We start from the raw sequence: 18,426 nt of genomic DNA on the forward strand, positions 1-18,426 counted from the left end.
AGTAAAAGAAATTTCACTACCACTCACTAATCCGGCTAAAATTCAAGAATTTCAATGCTTTAGCTATTTTCAATAGAATTAAGTTTATTAATATAAATAATAAATTACTATTCTTAAATTTGATCAGATTGATTGCAAAAAAACAAGATTTTCAATAGGTTGCTTATAATCCTAACTATAGTTAGCCTTTCATAAGTAGCGATGCAACAAAGCCCACTGGGATCCAGAAAAGTTTGCTTGTGAACAAGCAAACTAGCATGGAAAGTAGCTGATCTTACACTAAATGAATGTTTTTGATGAGGTTGCATAGAAGCTGGATTCCAGTGTCAAGCACTGGAATGACACCATTTGCTGTGCAATTTACCTTCAAAAATGAATGTTCGTACAGCTATGGATTCATTCGCGGTATAGATTCCGCTAACTAGTAGCGGAATGACGGTTTTTCAAATTGTCGGTAAATCTAAGTCAGCTTAGCTATAGAAAAAGCTATAGTATTTTTCAAACTAAATAATAAACCTTGTAATTAGGATACTCTGGATTCCAGCGGGCTTTGTTGCATAGCAACCGAAAAAATCTGGTGGCTACTGACAAAATTCATTATAAATAACCATTTAACTGTTGAAGAAAAAATATGCCACAGAAAATGAAAGTCAGTAACCAAAACGAATATAACAAATTCCTTGAAAAAAGGGGAAATATTTTTCGTTACATCGATGAAGCTATCGAAAATTGGTATGAAAATAGTCCAAAAATGCAGGGCGGCAACTATATTTACAGTGATAAAGTCGTAATTTTGGTGCATATAATTGTCAATCTTTTTAGAATTGGTTTAAGACAAACGGTGGGGTTTATAAAAGGATATCTGCAACAAATAGGAAAAAATTTGGCAGTTATCAGCTATTCACAAGCATCAAGAAGGTTTAAAAAACTTAATATTAAGATAAATGATTGCAGGGTTGATAAAAGCAACATGGAAAATATTGAAATTATCATAGATAGCACAAGTATCAGCATTTACAGTAACACTCCTGGCCACAGTAAGGAAAACAGTGCAGATAGAAAGTACCGAAGCTACGAGCAAGTAAGAAAGTTACATGTTATGTTAAGTGTGAATAGTAAAAAAGCTATAGCTGCAAGATACAGTAATGGCGTCTACTCTGACCACTATGGAGCTTGCGATTTGCTTGAAGAAGTTAATTTTCAGCACAAAATAAAAGCATTATATGCAGATAGGGCATACGATAGGCACAAACTTTATAAATTGTGTAAGAAATACGATATAAAGACAAAAGTTCTACCAAAAAAGGATGCAGCAGAACATTCAAAAATAGATTATATGTCTGACAGAAATGCTGCTATTAGGTTAATAAAATTATATGGACAAGATGGTGTAAAAGAGTGGAAAAAGGAAGCAATTTATGGAAAGAGATCTTACATAGAAGGATTTTTCTCAAGGTTGAAGCAAGTATTTGGATTTAGCTTTAGGAATAAATCTGAAGTAAATCGTGAAAAAGAATTACTAATTAAGTGCTATTTGCTCAACAAATTCACTGATATTGGTATGGCTAAATTTGAAATCATTACATAAATTTGTCGTAAACCATCACTGCTTAAGGTGCTATGCAACAAAGCCATTCCAGCGTCACGCGCTGGAATGACAACTGATACTCCTACTCTTTATGTCATCCAAGTAGCTAACACCGTGATCCAGGAAATTTAATTGTTTTAAATTTTCCCCTCTATACACCTATTTAAAATTTATGTTATTCACATGTGCAATATAATCTATAATAACATTGAATTTATTACCAATACAATATATTAAAAAATATTATGAGCTTTGTGAAAGAAAGAAACACTCCTGTGATGGAGCAATATTTGAACCTGAAAGCTCAATACAAGGATCATCTGCTATTTTATAGGCTAGGAGATTTTTATGAGTTGTTTTTCGATGATGCTATTAAAGCTGCGAAATTGCTGAATATAGTGCTCACTAAGAGAGGTAATTCGTGTGGGCAAGAAATACCAATGTGTGGAGTGCCAGCACACAGTAGTGAATCTTACCTACACAAGCTAATAGATTTAGGATTCAAAGTAGCAATCTGTGACCAATTAGAAACTGCTGATGAAGCAAAAAAGAGGGGCTATAAATCCATAGTAAAACGTGATGTAGTGCGAGTTGTAACTCCAGGTACAATTATAGAAGATTCACTATTAGAGGATAAAAGCAATAATTATCTCGCGTCCATAGTTGAACAAAATGACGAATATGCTATTAGTTGGCTTGAATTATCAACGGGAAAATTTTTTCACACTTTAACGAGTTTGAAAGCTCTAGATAGTGATTTGTTGCGTATATCACCAAGAGAATTATTAATTTCTGAAAAATTCACTGAGGACGAAAAAATTAGATCGGTTTTAAAAAATTATAAAATATCAATTACGCAACACGCACAGAGCTTTTTTGAGTATAGTAAATCTCACAGAACATTATGCGAGTTTTATAAAATCAGGGAACTTGGGAGTATAGGAAATTTCAGCAAAGTAGAAATCATGGCGTGTGGTGCACTACTTGAATATGTCAGAGTAACACAAAGGGGCTCTATTCCAAGGCTTGAATTCCCAAAAACCTATAAGCAACAAAATTTCATGCTTATTGATGCTTCAGCAAGGAGAAATCTTGAGTTGTTTTCAACTCAATTTGGTGAAAAGAAAGGTTCACTAATTTCAGTTATTGATCACACAGTTACAGCCTCTGGTGGACGCCTGTTAAAACAAATGCTTGCTTCACCACTTGCTTGCTCCAAGGCAATCAATTTGAGGCTCAGCACCGCTCAATTTTTTGTAAATAATCATGAGCCACGCAGAAAAATACGAGAAATATTATCTAACATTCCAGATATTGAGAGGTCTTTATCGCGCTTAATACTAGGGCGTGGTTCACCAAAGGATATGAACCTATTAAAAATAGGCCTCGGAAAAACTTTAGAGTTGTCTGAGTTTCTGTCTACCTTGCATAATTATTGTTTAAGTGAAAAATCAGCAACTAACTCTCAGATGTCATTCCAGTGCTTGACCAGAGGAAAGGAACCAGTGTCTACTACTCAGGTGATAAGTAGTGACGAGAGTGAACTAAACACAATACATAAAAGCCTTGGCAATCATAAAGATCTATTTGAACTGCTAAATAGTGCTATACTTGATAATAACCTCAGTTCCATGAAAGAAGGAGGGTTTATTCACTCAAAATACAACTCAGAATTATCTGAGTTATCCTACATATTAAATAACAGTAACAAGTTGATAACCAAACTCCGTGAATCTTATCGCAACCTAACTGGCATTGCCGCACTCAAAATATTACACAACAACATACTCGGTTATTACGTTGAAGTGTCGGCAAATCACAAAATAACTTTGGATATATTTATTCATAGGCAAAGCTTAGCAAATAGCATGCGCTACACTACTAATGAATTGAAAGAACTAGAAAATAAAATTCTTACGGCACGTGATGCTGCAATCGGCTTAGAAATGAAAATTTTTAGTGAACTGTGTAGTGAAGTCGCTAAAGAATCTGAAAAAATTGCTTCTGCTGCAAATGCTTTGGCAAAACTTGATATTAGAACCGCGTTTGCAGAGCTTGCAGTGCAAAATAATTACGTAAAACCCATTATTGATGACAGCAAAGAGTTCAATATCTGTAGCGGAAGACATCCAGTGGTTGAAATTAACGATAAATTCATTGCAAATAGCATCAATTTAGCTGGTATACATCTAATTACTGGTCCTAATATGGCTGGAAAAAGCACTTTCTTGAGGCAAAACGCTCTCATTGCAGTTTTAGCTCACATGGGGTCATTTGTGCCAGCAGAGAGTGCGCATATTGGAGTGATTGACAAGATATTCAGCAGGGTTGGTGCAACAGATAATATAACAGCTGGTTATTCTACCTTCATGGTAGAGATGATCGAAACAGCAACGATAGTAAATCAGGCAACGGACCGTTCCTTGGTGATACTTGATGAAATTGGTAGGGGCACAGGGGTGTATGATGGATTATCTATTGCACAGGCGGTGATTGAACATATTCACAATGTAAATAAGTGCCGCGCCATTTTTGCAACTCATTATCATGAATTAACTAAAGTAAGCAAATACTTGAAGAACGTGAAATGTTTTTGTGTAAAAATAAGAGAGTGGAACGGAGAGGTTATCTTTCTACATGAAGTAATTGAAGGCATTGCAGATGAGTCATATGGAATACATGTGGCAAAACTTGCTGGTTTTCCTGATTCTGTTTTAAATAGAGCAAGTGAGGTGTTTGAGGAGCTAAAGGCTTGAGAGGAAATTCTTACATAACTATTGTTTAAGTGAAGAGTTGCCCACACAGTCCACCATATGTGTCAAATTAAGCTCAAAATTGTAAGCTTAAAATATGGTTGAATAATTGTGTGTATAATTATTAATCTTTTCTCAGTATTTTTACTATGGCTCTTTCTAAATTTCTTGATCCCAAGAATGATGTTGCGTTCCGGCGTATCTTTGGCACTGAAAAAAATAAAGACATCCTCATTCACTTTCTCAATGATATTTTGGGGTTCACTGGCAAAGATGAAATAAAAGAAATAGAATTCCTCAGCACTATTCAAGATGCTGAAATTGCCTCTAAAAAACAAAGTATCGTTGATGTACTCTGCAGGGATGAAAATGGGGTGCAAGTAATAGTCGAAATGGTGCGACCTGAAAGTCTTCGGTCATATTGTTTAAAAGGAGAGGAATTCATTCAGAAAGAAACTGAAAGGATTTTAAAACTTATTGAACCAGATGTTTTGCCATCTGAGTCTACGCATCAGTGCGAATCGGGCAACCGATTGGTGCCGAGCGATGCGGACAATGAACCTCCTCTTGAAAAAGAAGATGCTAAATCGTGAGAATAGCATAAACTACAAGCATCATGTGGTTGGAGGGCTAGGCTAAGTGGTATGGTGAACGTAAGTAAAGCTTCATAAGTATCGTAAAGATTAAAGAGCTAAAGATGCTGATAAGCTCTGACCAAAAGGTAATGTGGATAAGTTGCATTCTTCATTTCTGGATGTACGCAAATCACCGGTATAGAGAAGCCACCTAACCCACTGTTGTATGACAGAAGGAACAGGGTAAGCCTGTATTTTCGCCTATATGGCAAGCAAACCGCAAGGAATGCTGATGGTAGTGTAGGTAAAGGAAAATGGAGAAAGCGAATGCCGTTTTATAATGAAATGGATAGAATTTGTAACATTAATTCGTGTGAAAACGAGCAGACTTCAAACCCCAGTTGCGGATTAGCCAACGAAGTAAAGCTTAGAAATGCAGCGGCTGCATGGAATATGAAACAAGCGTAGAAAAAATGTGTACCAAAAAATTTATCGGTGATCTGTGGCGAGTATGCTCAATCTCAAATTTGTTTTTCAGAGAGCCAAAAACTGTCTCAATAATCGATCTTTTTCTTAACAAAATCTTCTCATTTAGCGCCATTAATGAGTTTTTCATACCCTTTTTTATACTGGTTACAAGCTTTAACCCTCTATCGAATAATTCGTGAAAAAGATCTTTTTTGATATATCCTTTATCTCCAAACAATAATCCAGTCAATTTCTGAGTTAAATTTGGCACAGGTATCAATGTTGCCTTTTGTCACCGTAACCCCTTGAATTTTGCCAGTTTCGTTGATTACTAGATGTACCGAAAAACCACCCATAGGTAGTCTTTCCAATCTTTGCCAACCCTTTGAAAACTTTGTTTCTCGAGGTCCTTTTTGGATGGCAAACAGCGATAGATGTTGCATCTATGTACGAAATCCCTGTCACTTTTGACTGTTCGCAAAACCATTGCATTAAGAGCGCTAAATACCATAAAACCCGCGATTTTAGCCTAATAAACCTACTATAGGATGGCAATTTTGGAAACGCTGTTTCGTATAATAATTTCAAATAATGCACATAGAAAATTTTAAAATTGTCGCACTTGATATAGCAATATTATGGTAAAAATCTCTGAATGCGTAATCTCTGGCGTCCTGGTTGGTTTTTTGCCACTTGGTAGAAGTTTTTCTGCAAAATTTTTGTCAACTGAATTGCAAAAATCGTCGATCAGGCAAAATAATTCTGTTATATTTTTATTCATGGGTAACCTCTCTATTTTGTGAATAATTTACGGAGGTTACCCTATTTTCCTGGCTTTTTCACTGCTTTCTAATTCGCAACTGGGGTTTGTAAGGTGGTCTACTAAAATTTTACTCTATAAAACAATGTCTGAGCTATGCAATTAATACATTGTCAACACAACTGACTTATAAAAGCAAATACTATAACCTTAAAAAGAAGAGAGAAAATATTATGTTTAGTTTAAGAAAGATCTTGGGAAGAAAAATAACTTATCAGGCAAATGATTCGAAATTGAAAGAGAAAGATGAAAAAAGTATTTTAAAATTAGCATCAAAAATAAAAGGCAAAAAAAGTAGCATTGCTGAAGAACTAGAAAAAATATCTGAAAAGGAAAAACAAAGGATTCTTACTACGGAAGTAAGCAAACATCGGGGTAAAGAATCAACTTTTACACTACTTACTCATGCTACATTTTGCGAGAATAGTCAAGCTGTAAAGGATATTTTGCAACAAGCCAAGTTGAGCAACCTTTTAAAGAGTGTTCTTAGTGCAAAAATAATTAGTGATGATTCATTAATTTACACACCGCTTACTTATGCCATATTATGTAAAAATAGCAAAGCTATTAAAGAAATTTTAAAAGTCTCTAAGGAGAACGGTATTCTGAAAGATATTCTTGACGCAACAATAACTATAAAATATCTAGATGGTCGGAGAGCAACTGTTACACCACTTGCTTATGCTATACTATGTGGAGATAGTATAGCTATTGAAGAAATTTTAAAAGTTTCTAAGGAGAACGGTATTCTGAAAGATATTCTTAACACAACAGCAACTATAAGATATCCAGATAACCAGGAAGTGACTTACGCACCACTTGCTCATGCTATGTTCTGGAAGGATAGCAAAGCTATTAAAGAAATTCTAGTAGCAGCTGAAGAGAACAGTATTCTGAAAGATATTCTTAACACAACAACAACCATGAAATATCTAGAACGGGAAGTGACTTACACACTACTTGCTTATGTTATACTACGTAGAGATAGTATAGCTGTTGAGAAAGTGTTAAGAGTAGCTAAAGAAAACGGTATTCTGAGAGATATTCTTGACACAACAATAACTATAAAACATTTAGATAGCCGGGAAGTGACTTACACACCACTTGCTCATGCTATGTTCTGGGAGGATGGCAAAATTATTAAAGAAATTCTAGTAGCAGCTGAAGAGAACAGTACTCTGAAAGATATTCTTGACGCAACAACAACTATAAAATATCTAGATGGTCAAGAAGAAATTTACACACCGCTTACTTACGCCATATCATGTAAAAATAGCAAAACTATTGAAGAAATTTTAAAAGTCTCTAAAGAAAACGATATTCTGAAAGACATTCTTGACGCAACAACAACTATAAAATATCCGGATGGTCAGGAAGAAATTTACACACCGCTTACTTACGCCATATCATGTAAAAATAGCAAAACTATTGAAGAAATTTTAAAAGTCTCTAAAGAAAACGGTATTCTGAAAGATATTCTTGACGCAACAACAACTATAAAATATCTAGATGGTCAGGAAGAAATTTACACACCGCTTACTTACGCCATATCATGTAAAAATAGCAAAACTATTGAAGAAATTTTAAAAGTCTCTAAAGAAAACGGTATTCTGAAAGATATTCTTGACGCAACAACAACTATAAAACATTCAGATAGCCGGGAAGTGACTTACACACTACTTGCTTATGCTATACTGCGTGAAAATAGTATAGCTATTGAAGAAATTTTAAAAGTCTCTAAGGAGAACGGTATTCTGAAAGATATTCTTAACGCAACAATAACTATAAAATGTCCAGATGGTCGGAGAGTAACTGTTACACCACTTGCTTATGCTATACTACGTAAAGATAGTATGGCTGTTGAGAAAATGTTAAGAGTAGCTAAAGAAAACGGTATTCTGAAAGACATTCTTGACGCAACAACAACTATAAAATATCCAGATGGTCAGGAAGAAACTTGCACACCACTTGCTTATGCTATACTACGTAAAGATAGTATAGCTGTTGAGAAAATGTTAAGAGTAGCTAAAGAAAACGGTATTCTGAAAGACATTCTTAACACAACAATAACCATAAAACATAAAAATAATCAAAAAGTAACTGATAAGTTACTTGCCGCATTACATGATCGCAAAGTTATTCAAGAAATTTTAGACATAGCTAGAGAAAATGATATTCTGAAAGACATTCTTAATGCAACAATAACTATAAAATATCCAGATAGTGAAGAAAAAATCTACACACCACTTACTTATACAATATCATGTCAAAGCAACGAAGTTGTCAATACAACAAGAGCTATAAATCAAGATGGTCAGGAAAAAACTCACATCCCATTTCCTACCCTTGATAAAAGAGAAACTGAATTAAAATTAAAAGAAAAAAGACAAAAAAGACAAAGTAAAAGAGATGAGGGATTAAATTTTAACAATGGTAGTAGTGACAAAAATGTTGAAATAAAAGTTAATGGGGATATCTTGTTGCAGCATAGTAGTGGAATTGAAAATGAAATAAATCATACTGCTGTACGTAATGATGTAGGGGGGGTAAAGCCTCTAATAGAAAGTAGAGTAGATGTTAAAGCACAGAATATAGATGCAATAATTGTAACTTCTGTGACACTTGAGTTGATAGCTGGTAAAATAGCATGTGTACTGCCAAAACCCACCACTAAATTGGAAGAAGTAGCTATAACATATTTTCAAGGTTTTACACTATATTTGTGAAACTTAATTTATATGTGCTAAACAAGATGCTGATTAGTTTTATAGCTAACCCAAGAAAGGTTTCCCTACGTCATACCGCCGCGGCGCTAACACGTAGCAACTGTTCTTCCTCGTCATACCGTCACGGTATCTCTAGATCCCGCTAACAAGCAGCGGGATGACGAGCTTATCGTCATGTCACCACGAACCGTCATACCGCCACGGTATCTCTTAGCCGCTAACAAGTAGCGGGATGACGGTTGTCGTTTAGCTATAAACATTAAGAAATTTACCAAATGAAAAAAAAGGCAAAAGAAGCCCCGTGGTTGGCTAGTTACTTACATTATACTTTCAAGTATGGCGTTTTTTTATTCTAAACGTTTAATAACCGCGATTCAGCTGCTTTTAAACCGCAACTAATCTAAATTATAAACGTTAAGAAATTTACTAAACAGAAAAAAGGCAAAAGAAACCCTAGGGTAGCTAGTTATTCACTATCCATTTTTTAAGTTGGCGTTTTTTGATGTTTTAAATGCTTTATAAGCGTATTTCAGCTTGTGTAGGTAAAAACCTAGAAATTTGATAAAGACATAAGGTGCACATAGTGCAAAAAATTAAACATGAGACGCCAAATACGTTGAGTTTTTTTGTCATTTAATCTGTACAGAGAAGATAAATAAATAGCTTCAGTCTCATGATAAGGGGGCTGGCGGAGTTTGTCAAGGAAGTTTTTCGTTTCATCCAATGCGCTGCCAAAAGCTATGCAAAAAGTCTAATGAGTTAACTCCCATATATCCTGAGTAGCTCTTGTGCATTAGCCTTTATTAGAGCTTTTATCATGGCTATTTTTATCGGCTTAACAAGCTACGTTTACAATGGTCAAACAATCAGTGTAGCTATTCTTGTTTTATCCGCGATAGTACTAGAACTTATTTTTACTGTCTACTTATTGTTTTCAAGGTCTGGAGAAGATCTATAATCACCATATAGATTTTCTCATTTTCAGTTATTATTATAATATGCGTTGGCGCTTTGCTGCTGGTTCTATACGTATTTCTTCCAACTTATCTAGTCTATCAAACTTTTCTAATATTGGGAGTTGAAGACTATTTGATGGCTGTTCTCCAGTCACCCAGGAGATCAATTCATCGCATGATTGATCCCCTAACTTTGAAAGTATACCATCCAAATCGACGACGCAATTGCCCGCAAGAGTAGATTTTGGAACGACGCCTCTGGGATTCAACCCATATTGATCAGTTGTCTCCTCTAACGGAGCAGAATTTGGAAGGAAATTTATTGAATTATTTAACGTTGAAAATTCATCCTGAAAAGATCTCTTTCTTTTTTGCGCTAACGATTCATTATCTAAACTGTCTGTATTGGAGTTTTCGGTTCTTATCTTGCTTGAACCCTCTTTATTGTTTAAGTAAAATTTCCTTGAGGTAGACCGAATTCTGGCCGATGCCTTGTCTAAATATGCACGATAGCCTTCTTTTTGCGGATAATTTAATTTATCAAATAGAGTTTTATATGAAGCACGTTGAGAATGATAGGTAGCTTTCAATATACTGAACGCAGAATCTTGATTCTTTTCGAGTAGATCATCAAATATGTCAACAGCTTGATCTTTTGCCACTACTCTCAGTATAAGAGACATAGCTCTAGCATGACCCTTCAGTGTTGTTATGTTAAGGTAACACTGTTTATGGTAGTTACTGAGGCTATTAAATGTCTCTCTAAATTTGTTTATTCGCCCGCGTCTCGCTGAATCGTTCAATTCTTGAATTACTTCACCGCTTATATCATTAGGACTATTATGCATTTCTTTACTACTATTATTAGTTAGTACATTAATACCATATTAGTATTTATCAAGAAATCAATAGAAATATTTAAAAAAAATAGATTAGTCTTAGCATTAAGTATTAGGGGGTTTGAAATCTCTGTGAAAAGAACTACAAGCAGAGTACGTGTATAAGCCTGTTTTGATTAAAAAACAATTGCAGAATTGTTTAATCAATTTTAACTCTCTCCGGCCAATCTTTCTGCTTCATTACGTGAAATTAATGCCTCAATAAATTCATCTAGTTCACCTTCTTTTATAATCTGCTCTAGCCGATGTGAAGTTAGATTAATTCTATGATCTGTTATTCTTGATTGTGGAAAGTTATATGTTCTTATGCGCTCGGAGCGATCCCCAGAGCCAATCTGACTTTTTCTCATTGTTGACCTTTCCATTTCTTTTTTTTGTCTTTCAATTTCGTATAGCCTTGCCCTCAATACTTTGAGCGCTTTAGCTTTATTTTTGTGCTGCGATTTTTCATCTTGCTGTATCACAACTATCCCTGTTGGCAAGTGGGTGACCCTTACTGCGCTGTCAGTTGTATTCACTGATTGCCCTCCAGGACCACTGGATCTATAAACATCTATTCGTAAGTCTTTTTCTTCTATTTTAAAGTCAACCTCTTCTACTTCAGGTAATATCGCAACAGTAGCGGCAGAGGTATGCAACCTTCCTGAGGATTCAGTTTCTGGCACTCTCTGTACTCTGTGCACCCCTGATTCAAATTTCAACCTTGCAAAAACTTCTGTTCCATTAATGAGTGCAGAAGCTTCCTTATAGCCACCTATACCTGTATTAGAAATGCTTATTGGCTCGAACTTCCAATTTCTTCTTTCTGCATATTTTTGATACATACGAAATAACATTGCTGCAAATAATGCTGCTTCTCCTCCTCCTGTACCTGCTCTGATTTCCAATATTGCATTTCTTGAGTCATCTTCATCTTTGGGCAATAATGCTAACTTTAGTTTTGCTTTTACTTTTGGCAATAATACCTTGTGCTTTTCGAAAAATTCTTCTTTTGCTAACTCTTTTATATCACCTTCGCTGTTTTCATCTTTCATTATTTCTTCTAAGTCTGAAATTTCCTCTTTCAGCGTGTTATATTCATCAATTATCTTGATTATTGGCCTGAGCTCAGAATATTCCTTTGAAAGGGTAATGAATTCTTTTTGACTTAAATTGGTAGGATTTTCCAAATTCCTCTCTATATCATTAAATTTTTTCTTTAAGTCTTGTAAATTATTTTCCATATCCATATAGCACAGATCTAGCTAAGTAATATATACTGAAATAAAAAATTTCTTATATCAAGCAATAACACTATAATATACCTACTACCTTCTAGTTGAATATAATGGCAAAACAGATAACATCAAACTGCAATTTCATATTTGGAGCTTCGGACATAAAATCATTACCAGATGAATCAGCTCCAGAGATTGCGTTTGCTGGTAGATCAAATGTAGGAAAATCCAGTCTGATTAACTTACTGATAAACAGCAAAAAAGCTGCCAGAGTTTCCTCTAAACCTGGATGCACTAGACAAATAAATTTTTACTCTATGTACAATGATAAGTTCAGGCTTGTTGACCTACCAGGGTATGGTTATTCTCATGCAGGTAAGGAGGAAATTATACAATATTTAAACTTAATTGAGTATTATCTAATTCAAAGAAGAAATCTAAGAAGAGTGTTTGTGTTGATAGATAGCAAGGTAGGATTAAAAGAAATAGACAAAGACTTCATTTATTGGTTAATATATAATAATATTAACTTTAACGTTGTGCTAACAAAAATAGATAAAGTAAGTCAAAAAAGCTTAGGTGCTGTTATAGAAGATATTCAAAAATGGATTAATAATGAGAATGTGTCAATTCATCAAATAAGCATCCGTGTTAAGCATAAAATAACCAAGGTAAGAGATGAGTTTTTCAAGTTTACAAGATAAAAAAATGAAAAGTAGTGAATTTTTAAAGGGTGAGGTATCATTTGAACAAAAAGCAGAAATATTACTTGAAGTGTTATCTAACATACCTAGCTTTGTGGGCGAAACTTTTGTCATTAAATGCGGCGGAATAACGATCTCAGATGAAAGACTATTCTATACTTTTGTGCATAATGTTGTCTTATTAAAGCAGCTTGGTATAAATCCGGTGATAGTTCATGACGGAGAATATGAAATTAACTCAGTGTTAAAAATGCTGGGTATGGACAGTAAGTTTGTGAATGGTATCAGACTTACAGACAAAGACACTATGAAAATCATTGAAATGGCACTGTGTGGTTCAGTTAATAAAAAAATTGTTCAGCATATAAATTCTGCTGGTGGTTCAGCTATTGGATTATGTGGAAAAGACGGCAACTTAATTAAAGCCGAAAAAATAACCGCTACGCTTAGAGAAGATAGATCAAATAATATCGAAAAGATATTAGACATGGGGTTCATCGGTAGACCCACTGAAATCAATCCTGATATATTATTTTTTATTGAAGAATCAGATTTTATACCAGTTATTGCACCAATTGGTCATGGAAAAGATGGGGAAACATATCATATTGATGCCGATAGTACTGCAAGCGCAATCGCAATTGCAGTTTCTGCATCTAAAATGATAATCTTGAGTGACACAGATGAAGAAATAGATAAAATTGGTGGCAGGAAGATATCTGTTAAAAATTTAAATGCATCGATTGATTGTGGCAAAATTCAAGGAGAAAAATTTATTGGAAGGCTCATGGCATATACTAAAGTGGTAGAGGAATGTGCTGGAGTTGTTCACATAGTTGATGGTAGAATACCTAACATTATGCTTGATTTATTTACTGAAAATAATTCGAGTATATCAATTGTGAGTGATTTATAACTACACGAATGTTGTCTACCAGGGATGCCAGTGCCTTGACTACTTGGATCCAGCTAAGTTGGTGAGCATAAAATAACGCCGTCATACCGCCGCGGTATCTCTTAGCCGCTAATGCGTAGCGGGATGACGAGGTTATCGTCATACTGCCGCGAACCGTCATACCGTCACGGTATCTCTTAGCATAGATCCCGCTAACGCGTAGCGGGATACTTGACCTTTACAGGGATGACGGTTGTCGTTTAGCTATAAATATTTAAGAAATTTACCAAATGAAAAAAAAGGCAAAAGAAGCCCCATGGTTAACTAGTTATTTATATGTACTTCAAAATATTGGCGTTTTTTATTCTAAACGCTGCAATTTAGCTGCTTTTAAATGCGACTAACCTAAATTATAAACGTTAAGAAATTTACCAAGTGGAAAAAAAGGCAAAGAAAACCTAGGGTAGCTAGTATTCAAATTCTCCCTTGTCTATTTGACGTCTTTTACTGTCTTAAACGCTTTATAAGCGCGTTTCGGCTTGTATAGGTAGAAACCTAAAAGTTTTATAAAGACATGAGGTGCACATAGTGCAAAAAATTAAGCATGATTTACGCCAAATACATTAAGTTTTTTTGTCATTAATCCACTGCAGAGATTGCGAAGATAAATAAATAGCTTCACTGTCATGATAAGGGGGCTGGCGAAATATGTCAAGGAATTTTATGGCCTAGCGTCACACGCTGGAATGACATCATTTACGATGTAACATTTATTACTTTTGCAGATACAATTTACATGCTATAATTGAGTCTTCATAAGCTGGTAAATTGGAGTGCAAAGAAGTAAAATTAAAGTAGAAATAAAAAGATTATCACACGGAGAAGACTTGTCTCTTCCATGTTATGCAACTGTGCAGAGTGCTGGTATGGATCTTTATGCTGCATTGAATGACTCTGCTGTTTTAAATCCACTTGAAAGATTACTTGTTCCAACTGGAATTGTGATTGCAATACCAAACGGTTTTGAGGGGCAAATCCGCCCACGTTCTGGTCTTGCTGCAAAACATGGAATCACTGTCTTAAATTCTCCGGGCACTATAGACTCTGATTATCGAGGTGAGGTTAAAATTTGCCTAATTAATCTAAGTAATCAACCATACGAAATAAAAAGGGGAGATAGAATTGCACAAATCCTTATTTCTCCTGTATCTCAGGTAATTTGGGATGACAGAGAAGAATTCTGCGCAGAAAAAACCGGTCGCAATGCAGGGGGCTTTGGCTCAAGTGGCAGGTAATTTGCGAAAAAGCTTGACTATGGCAGTTTTTTTATACACAACTTAAGCATATTAATATTTTATTAAACGAGGTCGTTTATGCTAACTTTTAAAAATCATCGTGGTCAATCCCACAAAGCAAACACTGCACTTGTTGCATTTACTTCTCTGTATGTCATAGGCGCAGCAGTAGCACTTTCATCACCATATTGGGTGTCTTCAACTTCCATGCTAGCTCCACTTGCAGCTTTTGCAGCTACACCACTTGGAATCGGTGTATTAGCATTTGTTGCTATTGCGCTAACTAGTCTAGCAATATCTGCTATCATAAAAAATAACGAAATATCTGAGTTGAAAGCTCCGAAGATTATTGTTAATGATAGTAAACAAGCAGCATTGCTAGTAACAAAAGAGGTGTATGAGGAAATGAAAAAGGATAACCAAGTTAAAGATGAAAAAGGTAAGGTGGAAGAGGGTAAATATTATATAGATTTCAGCTTAGAAGGCAAGAACTACCGTATTATTGTTGATGATCAGCCACCAATAATATGATGATGGGCAATACTTTACTCTTCAAGATAGATTCACTAGAAGTGAAAAACAAAGAAGGTAAGTTCGAGACAGTAGATGAAACAGAGTGGAATAAAACATTAGGTTTGGACAAAAATGGTGCTAAAGAGGTTAACACTTATTTAGGCTCAGTTATTGTTGAACAAGCTGCTTCTGAAGACAAAACAAAAAGCTAGACAGCTAAAATAAAAGAGGCAGATTAAGTCTGCCTCTTTGTTTTTTTTGATTTTTAGTGTCACGTGCATAACTGTACAGATGTTGCGATTCTCAAGGCAACAGATAAGAATGCCACTGCCCTCTTCTCTTGTCATCCGAGTAGCTGACACCCTGTGCTTGAGGTAAAACTGGCTATAATTGCTAAGGATTTTTATTTAATTTAACTGCATCTTTTGCCTTATCCAATAACCCATTAATAAAACCAATTTCGCTTGGTTTATCAAGTAAATCAGATGCAATGTTAGTGTATTCATTAATAACAACTGGAACTGGCGTATCACAATTAGCTAACTCACATATTGCAACACGCAAAATAGATAAGCTTATAAGATTTAACCGTGAGAGGGACCAGCTTGGGTGTAAGTAAGACTCTATTATTTTATCATATTCTTCACTGCTTTTTATAACCTTATATAACAAGTTTTCTAAGAACTGATGGTCAAATTCTTCACATTCAAATATATCTCTCAACTTACTTATGTAGTCCTTAAGCTCACAATTTTCCAATTTAAAAGTGCTTTTGTTGTAACCTACGAAAATATTTGAATAAGCAATTTGTACAGCAAGAAACCTTGCCGTACTTCTTTTTATACGCCACTTTTTATCTACCGGTTTTTCCTCCATTACTTTAATTTGTTGTATAAATCTATCATATGCAAAACAGTTGAGGCTGCATGGCCACCAAAGTTTTTTTTGTTTTTGTCAGCTCTAACTAGTGCTTTATCTTTGCTGTCAGCGGTAATTACGCCCATACCAAGGGGCATTACATAATGCATAATAACTTCATTTAAGCCTTCGATTACTCCTTTACAAACATATTGATAATGATCAGTTTCACCGCGAATCACGCACCCAAGAGCTAAATAACCATCATAATTAGCATTCTTGTTTTTGACCGCAAAAAGAATTGTAGCTGGTATCTCAAATGCACCAGGGACTTCAATTATCTCATAATCAACATTATTTCCTTTGAATTTATCAATTGCACCCTCAAGCAAAAGGTTCGCTATTTCAGCATAATAAATTGAATTAACTATTAGTATTTTCGACATTCACTACCACTTTTTTCGTTAAAAACAACTTTATTAATGATTGTTGAATTGAAGTTGTAATATTATTAAATATCCAATATATTACCAAGCCGGCAGGAAAAGAAGAAAAAATAAAGACAGAAATGTAAGGTAAAAACTTCATAGCATTTACTTGAATGTCATCTTTGCTGGTTTCACTTAGCTTCTGCTGAATTATCACAGTAATACCAAAAATTATAGGCAAAATTCCTATAGAAATAGGGAAATTGTAATTAAACAACCCAAATAATGTAAAGATGTTCGTTGGGTCAGGAGCTGAAAGATCCTTAATCCATAGATAAAAAGGGGCGTGTCTCATCTCTATAGTAACAAATAATACTTTATATAAAGCAAGAAATACCGGCATTTGTATTAGCGTAGGAAAAATGCTTGATATTGTATTTACATTATTTTTCTTGTATAACGCCATTCTTTCCTTATTCTGCTTTAAACTATCATTTTTATACAACTCTTTTATACGAGCTACTTCAGGCTGCAGGCTTTTCATCTTAAGTGTCAAAATATGTGATCTAGTAGATAAGGGAAGCATCAAAAGTTTGATTGCTAAAGTCAGCAATAATATTGCTAAGCCAAAATTTTTTAAAACGAAGTTAAAATATTCAAGCAGTAAAAACACTGGCTTGGTTATAAAATAAAGAACACCAAAATCTACAGCTTTATCAAATAAAGGTATATTGAGAGTATCCTTGTAAGAATCCAGTAAATTCAACTTTTTTGCTCCAGCAAAAAAATAATTCACATTAGAAACGCTTGCACCAGGAAGTATGCTCTTGTAAGGTTTGACAAAATCTACTTGGAATTTATCAGTATTATTAACGTTCGTGTGTTTAATGCTTACATTTATTTTATCGGATTTCTCAGGTATGATAGCTGTAAACCAATATTTATCAGCAAAACCAAACCAATTTTTTTCACTCGTGCTTGCTTTTATTAAATGTTTCTTAGAGACATCCTTATATGTCCACTCCTCTAGTTTATTATCAAATGCACCCAGTACTCCTTCATGGGACATCCAATAAGATTCGTTGATATTGTCACGTTTACGGTTAATTTTACCATAAGGAACCAAAACTACATTATCTTTTGTGTTATTTTCAACAATCTGCTCAATTTTAAACATGTAGTTATCGTCAAGGCTAATTTTCATTTTAAACACAATGCCATTCTCATTGTCCCAAAATAAATTAACTACTTTTTGATTAGTCAGTTCAGCCCCATCAGCTTGCCAGACTGTCTTAGAATCTGGAACTTTAATCTTTTTATTCGGATCGAGCCACCCAAATTCTGCGAAATATACATCTTTTGATTCTGCAGGTGACAGTAACACCACTTGTGGAGAAGAAGAATTCGGTTCTAAGTGGTAATTAGTTAAAATTAAGTCATCAAACCTTGCACCTTTCAGAGAAATTGATCCTTTAATCATGTTATTGGTTAAACTAACCCTCTGTTCTCGAGTAGAATTAATAATTTCAGAACGATTTTGGTATATTATAGGAGCAAGGTCGTTAAAAGATTCGATATGTTCAATATTTTCAATCAATGGCTGGTTTTGGTTTGTACTAAAAAAATTATCATAAATAATACGCCAAGATACCATGATCAACATGGAAAGGATAGCTGCTAAAATTAAACTTTTTGCTTCTGACATGAAATTAAATCAAACATATCTTCTTA

17 protein-coding genes and 2 pseudogenes are annotated in these 18,426 nt (G+C 34.6%); 10 read left to right on the forward strand and 9 right to left on the reverse strand.

The genetic code is table 11. The features are described from left to right. Window positions 1–113 precede the first annotated feature (113 nt). On the reverse strand, window positions 114–308 hold the full coding sequence (locus tag ACJZL1_RS01725; RefSeq protein ID WP_419247374.1) for a hypothetical protein: 195 nt from the start codon (window positions 306–308) through the stop codon (window positions 114–116). Here ACJZL1_RS01725 and ACJZL1_RS01730 point away from each other — a divergent pair. The 4 genes and pseudogenes from ACJZL1_RS01730 to ACJZL1_RS01745 all read left to right on the forward strand — a co-directional run. Next, a complete protein-coding gene (locus ACJZL1_RS01730) occupies window positions 303–425 on the forward strand; it encodes a hypothetical protein (protein WP_419247375.1) in 123 nt (40 codons plus the stop codon). The two genes, ACJZL1_RS01725 and ACJZL1_RS01730, sit on opposite strands and share 6 nt — an antisense overlap. Before the next feature lie 206 nt (window positions 426–631). Next, entirely contained in the window at window positions 632–1,588 is a 957-nt protein-coding gene (locus ACJZL1_RS01735; protein ID WP_264735368.1) for an IS5 family transposase, read from the forward strand. Between the two features lie 245 nt (window positions 1,589–1,833). After that, window positions 1,834–4,344 carry a DNA mismatch repair protein MutS gene (gene mutS / locus ACJZL1_RS01740; protein ID WP_419247376.1) on the forward strand — a complete coding sequence of 837 codons (2,511 nt, stop codon included), beginning with the start codon at window positions 1,834–1,836 and terminating at the stop codon, window positions 4,342–4,344. Window positions 4,345–4,490: 146 nt separating this feature from the next. After that, a pseudogene (locus tag ACJZL1_RS01745) lies at window positions 4,491–4,736 on the forward strand (PD-(D/E)XK nuclease family transposase); the annotation flags it as partial. Between the two features lie 588 nt (window positions 4,737–5,324). Here ACJZL1_RS01745 and ACJZL1_RS01750 read toward each other — a convergent pair. Continuing rightward, window positions 5,325–6,165, reverse strand: a pseudogene (locus ACJZL1_RS01750) (IS982 family transposase). 212 nt (window positions 6,166–6,377) lie between these two features. Between ACJZL1_RS01750 and ACJZL1_RS01755 the strand changes: the two are divergent. Next, window positions 6,378–8,930, forward strand: a complete 2,553-nt coding sequence (locus tag ACJZL1_RS01755; protein ID WP_419247377.1) for a WD_0033/WD_0034 family tandem repeat-containing protein — start codon at window positions 6,378–6,380, stop codon at window positions 8,928–8,930. Between the two features lie 113 nt (window positions 8,931–9,043). Here ACJZL1_RS01755 and ACJZL1_RS01760 read toward each other — a convergent pair whose 3' ends face one another. The 3 genes from ACJZL1_RS01760 to prfA form a co-directional block, all read right to left on the reverse strand. Continuing rightward, a complete protein-coding gene (locus ACJZL1_RS01760; protein ID WP_419247378.1) occupies window positions 9,044–9,190 on the reverse strand; it encodes a hypothetical protein in 147 nt (48 codons plus the stop codon). Between the two features lie 731 nt (window positions 9,191–9,921). Then, window positions 9,922–10,569 (reverse strand): hypothetical protein, encoded by a 648-nt coding sequence (locus tag ACJZL1_RS01765; RefSeq protein ID WP_419247379.1) that lies wholly within the window; start codon window positions 10,567–10,569, stop codon window positions 9,922–9,924. Window positions 10,570–10,934: 365 nt separating this feature from the next. Then, window positions 10,935–12,014: a peptide chain release factor 1 gene (gene prfA / locus ACJZL1_RS01770; RefSeq protein WP_265025604.1), complete on the reverse strand. Its 1,080-nt coding sequence runs from the start codon at window positions 12,012–12,014 to the stop codon at window positions 10,935–10,937. A gap of 98 nt (window positions 12,015–12,112) precedes the next feature. Here prfA and yihA point away from each other — a divergent pair, with 98 nt between their 5' ends. Next, window positions 12,113–12,706: a ribosome biogenesis GTP-binding protein YihA/YsxC gene (yihA, locus tag ACJZL1_RS01775; protein ID WP_265035525.1), complete on the forward strand. Its 594-nt coding sequence runs from the start codon at window positions 12,113–12,115 to the stop codon at window positions 12,704–12,706. Between the two features lie 4 nt (window positions 12,707–12,710). Continuing rightward, entirely contained in the window at window positions 12,711–13,622 is a 912-nt protein-coding gene (gene argB, locus ACJZL1_RS01780; RefSeq protein ID WP_320109938.1) for an acetylglutamate kinase, read from the forward strand. On the opposite strand, the gene ACJZL1_RS01785 is transcribed toward argB, so the two are convergent. Further along, window positions 13,579–13,782, reverse strand: coding sequence for a hypothetical protein (locus tag ACJZL1_RS01785; protein WP_419247380.1), 204 nt, complete (start codon window positions 13,780–13,782; stop codon window positions 13,579–13,581). The genes argB and ACJZL1_RS01785 overlap by 44 nt on opposite strands. A 652-nt stretch (window positions 13,783–14,434) precedes the next feature. Here ACJZL1_RS01785 and dut point away from each other — a divergent pair. The 3 genes from dut (at window position 14,435) to ACJZL1_RS01800 (ending at window position 15,621) form a co-directional block, all read left to right on the forward strand. After that, window positions 14,435–14,896 (forward strand): dUTP diphosphatase, encoded by a 462-nt coding sequence (dut, locus tag ACJZL1_RS01790; RefSeq protein WP_419247381.1) that lies wholly within the window; start codon window positions 14,435–14,437, stop codon window positions 14,894–14,896. A gap of 78 nt (window positions 14,897–14,974) precedes the next feature. Next, on the forward strand, window positions 14,975–15,427 hold the full coding sequence (locus tag ACJZL1_RS01795) for a hypothetical protein (protein WP_419247382.1): 453 nt from the start codon (window positions 14,975–14,977) through the stop codon (window positions 15,425–15,427). Between the two features lie 2 nt (window positions 15,428–15,429). Continuing rightward, window positions 15,430–15,621 carry a hypothetical protein gene (locus ACJZL1_RS01800; RefSeq protein WP_419247383.1) on the forward strand — a complete coding sequence of 64 codons (192 nt, stop codon included), beginning with the start codon at window positions 15,430–15,432 and terminating at the stop codon, window positions 15,619–15,621. A gap of 181 nt (window positions 15,622–15,802) precedes the next feature. On the opposite strand, the gene nusB is transcribed toward ACJZL1_RS01800, so the two are convergent. Genes nusB through yidC form a run of 3 tightly spaced genes read right to left on the reverse strand, consistent with a single transcriptional unit; the run spans window position 15,803 to window position 18,400 of the window. Then, window positions 15,803–16,285: a transcription antitermination factor NusB gene (gene nusB / locus ACJZL1_RS01805; RefSeq protein ID WP_265025608.1), complete on the reverse strand. Its 483-nt coding sequence runs from the start codon at window positions 16,283–16,285 to the stop codon at window positions 15,803–15,805. Next, window positions 16,285–16,713 (reverse strand): 6,7-dimethyl-8-ribityllumazine synthase, encoded by a 429-nt coding sequence (locus tag ACJZL1_RS01810; RefSeq protein ID WP_265035539.1) that lies wholly within the window; start codon window positions 16,711–16,713, stop codon window positions 16,285–16,287. Before ACJZL1_RS01810 ends, nusB begins: the two co-directional genes overlap by 1 nt. Continuing rightward, on the reverse strand, window positions 16,691–18,400 hold the full coding sequence (gene yidC / locus ACJZL1_RS01815; protein ID WP_265035541.1) for a membrane protein insertase YidC: 1,710 nt from the start codon (window positions 18,398–18,400) through the stop codon (window positions 16,691–16,693). The genes ACJZL1_RS01810 and yidC overlap by 23 nt, the downstream gene beginning before the upstream one ends. Window positions 18,401–18,426: the final 26 nt, after the last annotated feature.

Origin of the sequence: Wolbachia endosymbiont of Rhagoletis indifferens, assembly GCF_048537595.1 — a bacterium.
Classification (GTDB): Bacteria; Pseudomonadota; Alphaproteobacteria; order Rickettsiales; family Anaplasmataceae; genus Wolbachia.